Source organism: Niastella populi (genome assembly GCF_002078015.1).
Classification (GTDB): domain Bacteria; phylum Bacteroidota; class Bacteroidia; order Chitinophagales; family Chitinophagaceae; genus Niastella; species Niastella populi.
This window is the reverse complement of record NZ_LWBP01000170.1, coordinates 1-331: the sequence shown is the minus strand read 5'-3', so window position 1 is coordinate 331 and position 331 is coordinate 1. Positions and strand designations below refer to the sequence as shown.

Here is a 331-nt window from a genome sequence, read left to right as displayed (position 1 = left end):
CTTACTGTTAACCCGGCTGTTACCAGCACCACCGAAGTAACTATCTGTGCTAATCAACTGCCATATACCTGGAATGGCAATACCTACAATACCGCCGGCTCTTACGATGTAACACTGACAAGCGCGACTGGTTGCGATTCCATAGCAACACTTGTATTATCTGTCAACCCGGCTGTAACCAGCACTACGGAAGTCACTGTATGCGCTAATCAGCTGCCTTATACCTGGAACGGCAATACCTACAATGCTGCCGGCTCTTACGATGTAACCCTGGCAAGCAGCGCCGCCGGTTGTGATTCCATTGCAACACTGATCCTGACTGTAAATCCTG

Annotated in this window: 1 protein-coding gene; it reads left to right on the top strand. The window is 49.5% G+C overall.

Going from position 1 to position 331, the window contains the following annotated elements:
• On the top strand, window positions 1-331 hold a 331-nt coding region (locus A4R26_RS34990; protein WP_165760276.1), incomplete at both ends, for a hypothetical protein.